The sequence below is a fragment of the Neoroseomonas rubea genome (assembly GCF_016106015.1).
Classification (GTDB): domain Bacteria; phylum Pseudomonadota; class Alphaproteobacteria; order Acetobacterales; family Acetobacteraceae; genus Neoroseomonas; species Neoroseomonas rubea.
This window is the reverse complement of record NZ_JACADQ010000755.1, coordinates 1-567: the sequence shown is the minus strand read 5'-3', so window position 1 is coordinate 567 and position 567 is coordinate 1. Positions and strand designations below refer to the sequence as shown.

Here is a 567-nt window from a genome sequence, read left to right as displayed (position 1 = left end):
ATCGCGGCCTCGGCCCCGATCGGCGCGGGCTGCGGCGGCAGCGGCGCGGCGGGCAGCGGGTCGAGCCGGAAGGCATGCGCCAGCGGCCCCGCCTGGCCCGGCATCGCGACGCGCTGGAGCCAGATGTCCGACAGCAGCGCAACTGGCGCGCCGGCGGCGTCGCGTAGCACGGCCTCGGCGAACAGCAGCCTTTCGCCGCGGCGGACCAGCGCGATCTCGGCCCGCGCCGGCAGGCCGGCGGCGCGATCGAGCACGAGGCGCCCGATGCGCACGGGCACGAGCGACTGGCCATCGGCCCGCCCGGCGAGCAGCGCGACGAGGCCCTGCAACGCGCCGTCGAGAAGCACCGGATGGAGCAGGAACCCCGCGGCCGGCGGCGCGCTGGCCGGCAGTGCCAGGGTGACCGTCGCCCGGCCGGTCGCGTCGTCAGCCAGCACCTCGGTCACCGGGCGGAAGGCGGAGCCGTAGTCGAGCCCGGCGCGGGCGGCGCGCGCGACCACCTCCGCGCCCGTCATGCGCCGCGGGCCGGCGGCGGTGGGCGTGGGCGTGGCGGGCAGGCACGGCAGG

Annotated in this window: 1 protein-coding gene; it reads right to left on the bottom strand. The window is 79.5% G+C overall.

The features are described from left to right. Nucleotides 1–567, bottom strand: a 567-nt coding sequence (locus HW577_RS26235) for a polyketide synthase dehydratase domain-containing protein (protein WP_198378991.1), incomplete at both ends; no start/stop codon positions are given.